The organism is Kitasatospora sp. NPDC058965, from assembly GCF_042741245.1.
Taxonomy (GTDB): Bacteria; Actinomycetota; Actinomycetes; order Streptomycetales; family Streptomycetaceae; genus Kitasatospora.
Genome location: NZ_JBHYKG010000005.1, coordinates 68,339 through 74,338, shown reverse-complemented (window position 1 = coordinate 74,338; position 6,000 = coordinate 68,339). Strand labels below are relative to the sequence as shown.

The window sequence follows — 6,000 nt, the reverse complement described above, 5'->3', positions numbered from 1 at the left end:
CGACGCCGCCCGCCTCCCCCGGCGCGGCCGCCCCCCGCGCGCCCGCGAACTGTCAGCGGCCCCCCCGCAACTCGACTGCCCCCGCCCGGTCGGCCCGCCCGCAGCCCCCGGTGAACCAGCCGCCGGGCCACCAGCAGCAGCCGCACCAGGCGCCGGTGAACCAGGCGCCGGGCAACCCGGCCGCCCCGTTCCCGCCCGGCCCCGCGCACGGCCTGCCGCACCCGGAGGAGGGCGAGGACACCCAGATCGGCGGCTTCGACCCGATCACCGACGACTTCGACCGGGGCCAGGCCATACCGGGCCTGCCGGTGGCCGGCGGCTTCGGCGCCGGGCCCGCCGAACCGGTGGCCCCGACTCCGGCCCCGGCACCCGCCCCGGCACCCGCGCCCAAGCCCGCCGCCGCCGCACCCAAGAAGCGCTCCAAGGCGAAGAAGCTGCTCGTCACCGGCACCGGCGGGGTGCTCTTCCTGGGCGCCGCGGTCTACGGCACCGGTCTGATGCTCAATCAGTCGGACGTGCCCCGCGGCACCACCGTGCTGGGCACCGACATCGGCGGCGACAGCCGCGACCAGGCGGTGCACCAGCTCGACGGGACGGTCGGCAAGATCGGCCAGCGCCCGATCCAGTTGAAGCTGGGCGACCAGACCGTCCCGCTGGACCCGACCACCGCCGGGCTCGGCTTCGACACCACCGCCACCGTCGACGGGCTGACCAAGCACAGCTACGCCCCGGCCGACGTGCTCTCCTCCCTCACCGGCGGCACCAAGGCGGTCCCGCCGGTGGTGCACATCGACCGGGCCAAGCTCAAGGCGGCGCTGGACTCGCTGGCGGCCAACTCGGCGCACGGGCTGAAGGAGGGCTACGTCCAGTTCGACGAGGGCGGCAACGCCACCGTGGTGCCCGGCCAGGGCGGCCAGACCCTGGACAGCGCGAGCGCGGCGGACCAGGTGGCCCAGGCCTACCAGGACCGGGCGGCCGGCAAGCCGGACCAGCCGGTGACGCTGGCGACCACCAACGCCGCGCCCAAGGTCTCCACCCAGGCGCTGCAGCAGGCGGCCGACTCGCTCGGCAAGCAGATCACCAGTGCCCCGGTCACGGTCTGGGCCGGCACCCGGAAGTTCGTCTTCGGCCGGGCGACCGCCGCCAAGGCGCTCACCCTGGCCCCGGACGCCTCCGGCACCATCGGGCCGAAGTGGGACCTGGACCAACTGGGCAACCAGATTGGAACGACCTTCGACAAGCTGAAGTTCCGCAAGTCCGACGGAACTTTGGCGCCGATCACGCCGCAGGACGTGGCGGACGGTATCGCCTCGGTCTACGACAAGAACACCGTGGCGGAGCGCACGTTCAAATTCCGCATGTGAGCATGTCAATTCACCGCCGCTGGAGCCCCGGAACGCTTGAGTTCCGGGGCTCCCGGCTTTTCCCGGCGACATCCCGCCAGTGGCGTGTAACTGTCACCGAGCGTGGGCAGCAAGTCTCCCGACGGTTTTGCGGAGCGGCGGTTAATGGCTGACGAAAAGTCGCCGGCGGCGGCATCCCGCCAAATCCGTCCGGTATCCGGACGCAAAAAACCGAGAGGTAACCCGGACGGAACGGGTCAAAACGGACAGGGGTATCTACGCGTGTTGATAACGATGCCACCGAGACCCCGCGTTCAGATACCGGTGTTGCTAAGCGCTCGTTACGAACTTATGAACGAGGTTCGTCCCATTATGTCCGTTTTATCCAGTCTCGGCATGAGGCTGTCAAGTAGCTGAAAGCTACAACCTGATGGACATTCCAGAACGATGCCAAAACCCACTGTCCAGCGACAGAGAAACTCTTGACGTTCGATAAACGAGTTGCGAGAGTCCGTTCGACCAACTTCTTCCACGTTGCTGCTGCACAGACCACCGGCGGGAGCTTTCGCACCATGACGACGCCAACTGAGGACTCGACCAAGACCGAACCGGTCCTGGTCGCGTCCGCGACAGGAGACGGGGCCGACAAGCCCGCCGCTCTCCTCGGGCGCACCCCGGGCCAGATCGCCTGGAGCCGCTTCAAGCGCAACCGCGTCGGCGTGTTCTGCGCGGGCATCGTGCTCCTCTACATCCTGGTCGCGGTCCTCGCGCCGGTGATCACGGGTCTGTACGGCCAGTCGCCCTACATCCCCTACGGCACCCGCGACCTCAGCCTGCTGGACGACAGCGGACTGCCGATCGGCCCCAACGGCGGCATGAACGCCGCCCACTGGCTGGGCCTCACCCCGTCCAACGGGTTCGACGTCCTCGCCCAGCTGATCTACGGCATCCGCACCTCGCTCGGCATCGGCCTGCTGATCACGATCTTCTCCAGCATCATCGGCATCGTGATCGGCGTCGCCCAGGGTTACCTCGGCGGCCGCTTCGACTACCTGGTGGGTCGCTTCACCGACCTGCTGCTCGGTCTGCCGACCCAGCTCTTCTTCATCGCGTTCACCCCGATCGTGCTGATCTGGTTCGTCCCGATCGACCGCGAGACCCCGGTCTACATGCGGGTCATCGCCATCGTGCTGGTGCAGACCTTCCTCGGCTGGATGGGCACCGCCCGCCTGCTGCGCGGCCTGTCGCTCAGCCTGCGCGAGCGCGAGTACATCGAGGCCGCCAAGATCTCGGGTGCCTCCTCCTGGCGCATCATCTTCAAGGAGCTGATGCCCAACCTCGCGACCACGATCCTGGTCCAGGTCACCCTGACGCTGCCGGCCATGGTCACCGCGGAGGCGGGCCTGTCCTTCCTCGGCGTCGGCATGGTCGCGCCCACGCCGGACTGGGGCCTGATGTTCCTGGACGCGTCCAACTACTACCGGGACGACCTGACCTACCTGATGGTCCCCGGTCTCTCGCTGATGATCTTCGCTATCGCGTTCAACCTGTTCGGCGACGCGGTGCGTGACGCACTCGACCCGAAGACCATCCGCTAGTCGCTCCACCCCGCTCCACCGCAGTACCCCCGCTCCCCCCAGCACCGGCCCACCCCGGGGCAATGCCGCCCCGCCGGTCCGCGCTGGCCAGACAGAACATGACCAGTGACAGGTAGGAACCAATGAGACTTCGCAAGGCAGCACTCATGCCGGCGCTCGTGGCGGTCAGTGCCCTCACGCTGACCGCGTGCGGTGGGGGCGGCAAGGCTTCGTCCTCGGGCGACGCCAACAAGGGCGCCTCCTCGACGGTGGCGAACTTCGGCGTCGGCACCAAGGCCGACTCGACCGGTCCGGCCAAGGACGTCCCGGGTGCCAAGTCGGGCGGTGTCGCCCACGACATCGAGGCCAGCGGCTTCGACTACCTGGACCCGAGCCAGCAGTACGTCAACCAGTACCAGGCCGTCGGCATGCTCTACAGCCGCCAGCTGACGAACTACAAGACCGACCCGACCACCGGCAAGACCATCCTGGTCGGTGACCTGGCGACCGACACCGGTACCACCAGCGACGGCGGCAAGACCTGGACCTGGACCCTCAAGGACGGCCTGAAGTTCGAGGACGGCACGCCGATCACCTCGAAGGACGTCAAGTACGCGGTCGAGCGCCTGTACGCCGACTACCAGACCCAGGGTGCGACCTACTTCCCGATCTGGCTGTCCGGCGACGACTACCGCAAGGCCTACAAGGGCCCGGACAGCGGTGACCTCGGTGACGACGTCATCAGCACCCCGGACGACAAGACCATCACCTTCCACTTCAAGGACGTCCACACGGACGCCAACTACGCGGCGGCGATGCCCGACATCACCGCCATCGAGAAGTCGAAGGACGACAAGGACAAGTACAACAACCACCCGGTCTCGATCGGCCCCTACAAGATCAAGTCGTACGAGCCGGACAAGTCCCTCGTCCTCGTCAAGAACGAGAACTGGGACCCGAAGAGCGACCCGATCCGCCACCAGTACGTGGACGAGTGGGACTTCGAGCTGGGTGTGCAGAACCCGCAGCTGACCCAGCGCCTGATCGGTGGCGCCGGCGACGACAAGAACGCGATGACCCTGGTCACCAACGCGGACTCGTCCCTGATCAAGACGATCCAGGACGACCCGTCGATGGCTTCCCGCACGGTCAGCCAGTTCCAGCCGTACGTCGACACCTTCGACATCAACAACACCCGCGTGACGGACCTCAACGTCCGCAAGGCGCTGGCCAAGGCCTTCCCGGCCGCCGCCGTGCAGAAGCAGCTGGGTGGCTCCACCACCGGCGACATCGCGGGCAACCTGGTCAGCCCGACCGTCTCCGGCTGGCAGGCCACCGACCCGCTGGGCATCAAGGCCAACCCGAACGGCGACCCGGCCGCCGCCAAGGCGATGCTGCAGGCCGCGAACAAGCTGAACTACCCGATCGTCCTGGCCTACGCCAACACCCCGAAGTGGCAGAAGATCTCCGCCACCGTGGTGGACGCGCTGAACCAGGCCGGCTTCCAGGCCAGCCGCAAGGAGATCGACCCGACCTCCTACTACACCCAGATCGGCAAGGTCGACAACGGCTTCGACCTGTACCGCTCCGGCTGGGGTGCTGACTGGCCGAACGGCAACTCGGTGATCCCGCCGACCCTGGGCTCCAACCAGGTCGTCGACGGCGGCACCAACTACTCGCACTACAAGAACCCGGCCATGGACGCCGAGATGGACCGGATCGCCAAGATCCAGGACCCGAACCAGGCCGCGGCCGAGTGGATGAAGCTCGCCGACAAGATCCTCGCGACCGACGTCCCGAAGATCCCGGCCGCGTACGACAAGTTCTTCCAGGTCTACGGCGCCGGCCTCGGCGGTGTGGCCTACAACCAGGTGCTCGGCTGCTTCGACGTGTCGAGCGTCTACATCAAGTAAGCACCGGAACCGGAGCCGGCCTCCGGCCGACTCCCCCGGGCGGGGCCACCCAGCGCAAGCCGGGTGGCCCTGCCCGGGCCACGTGCCGACTCCCTTGCAATCCAAGGAGTCGCACTCTCCACGAACGTGGCCGCCGTAGGCGCCCTCACTCGGAAGAGCCCATCCCATGCTCCGATTTCTCATCCGCCGGGCGCTCGGCGCGATCGTCATCATCTTTCTGCTGGTCACCCTGACCTTCTTCGCGTTCCACAGCAGCAGCATCGACCCGGCGCGAATGAACTGCCCGAAGGGCTGCACCCCGCAGCTGCTGGAGCAGATCAAAATCAACATGGGGCTGAACCACTCCCTGGCCGAGCAGTTCTGGAACTACCTCACCGGTCTGTTCGTCGGCCAGGACATGGGCACCGTCGGCCACTGCGCCGCCCCGTGCCTGGGCTACTCCTACGCCGGCCAGGCGTTCGTCTGGGACCGGATCGTCCAGAACTACCCCGCGACCTTCGTGCTGGCCATCGGCGGTGCCGTCTGCTTCCTGAGCATCGGCGTCGGCCTGGGCATGGTCTCCGCGTGGAAGCAGGGCTCGCTGATCGACAAGGTCGCCAGCTCGATCTCGCTGGTCGGCCAGTCCACCCAGATCTTCTTCATCGGCCCGCTGGCCATGGCGCTCTTCGTCTACAACCTCAAGTGGCTGGACCGCCCGGAGTACATCCCCTTCACCCAGGACCCCTGGGGCTGCTTCATGGGCATGATCCTCCCGTGGCTGGTCATGTCGGTCATCTTCTGGTCCAACTACACCCGCCAGGTCCGCTCGCTGATGCTGGAGCAGCTCTCCGAGGACCACATCCGGGCCGCCCGGGCCAAGGGCCTCTCCAGCCGCTACGTCTGGTGGCGCTACGCGCTGCGCGGCGCGATGGCGCCGATCATCACGATCTTCGGCATCGACCTCGGCGCCGTCTTCTCCGGCGCGATCATCACCGAGTACACCTTCTCGATCCACGGCCTCGGCTTCCTGGCCGTCAAGTCGGTCAGCCAGGCCGACCTGTACCTGGAGCTCGGCGTGCTGCTCTTCAGCTCCGCCGCGATCCTCATCTTCAACATCGTCGTCGACGCCGCCTACGCTCTCCTCGACCCCCGGGTCCGGCTGGGATGAGCCACCTCGCATCCATGACC

The 6,000-nt window shown here is 67.4% G+C and carries 4 protein-coding genes; all 4 read left to right on the top strand.

From position 1 onward, the window contains the following. Window positions 1-110 precede the first annotated feature (110 nt). A complete protein-coding gene (locus ACFW1A_RS02050) occupies window positions 111-1,364 on the top strand; it encodes a peptidoglycan binding domain-containing protein (protein WP_380402499.1) in 1,254 nt (417 codons plus the stop codon). 551 nt (window positions 1,365-1,915) lie between these two features. After that, window positions 1,916-2,941 carry an ABC transporter permease gene (locus tag ACFW1A_RS02045; RefSeq protein ID WP_380402495.1) on the top strand — a complete coding sequence of 342 codons (1,026 nt, stop codon included), beginning with the start codon at window positions 1,916-1,918 and terminating at the stop codon, window positions 2,939-2,941. A gap of 146 nt (window positions 2,942-3,087) precedes the next feature. After that, a complete protein-coding gene (locus ACFW1A_RS02040) occupies window positions 3,088-4,833 on the top strand; it encodes an ABC transporter substrate-binding protein (protein ID WP_380402492.1) in 1,746 nt (581 codons plus the stop codon). 166 nt (window positions 4,834-4,999) lie between these two features. After that, window positions 5,000-5,980: an ABC transporter permease gene (locus ACFW1A_RS02035; RefSeq protein WP_380402490.1), complete on the top strand. Its 981-nt coding sequence runs from the start codon at window positions 5,000-5,002 to the stop codon at window positions 5,978-5,980. Window positions 5,981-6,000 lie beyond the last annotated feature (20 nt).

Excerpts from the sequence above, each read along its gene's own strand:
- ACFW1A_RS02035 (WP_380402490.1), top strand. The coding sequence starts at position 5,000 with ATGCTCCGATTTCTCATCCGCCGGGCGCTCGGCGCGATCGTCATCATC.
- ACFW1A_RS02040 (WP_380402492.1), top strand. The coding sequence starts at position 3,088 with ATGCCGGCGCTCGTGGCGGTCAGTGCCCTCACGCTGACCGCGTGCGGT.
- ACFW1A_RS02045 (WP_380402495.1), top strand. The coding sequence starts at position 1,916 with ATGACGACGCCAACTGAGGACTCGACCAAGACCGAACCGGTCCTGGTC.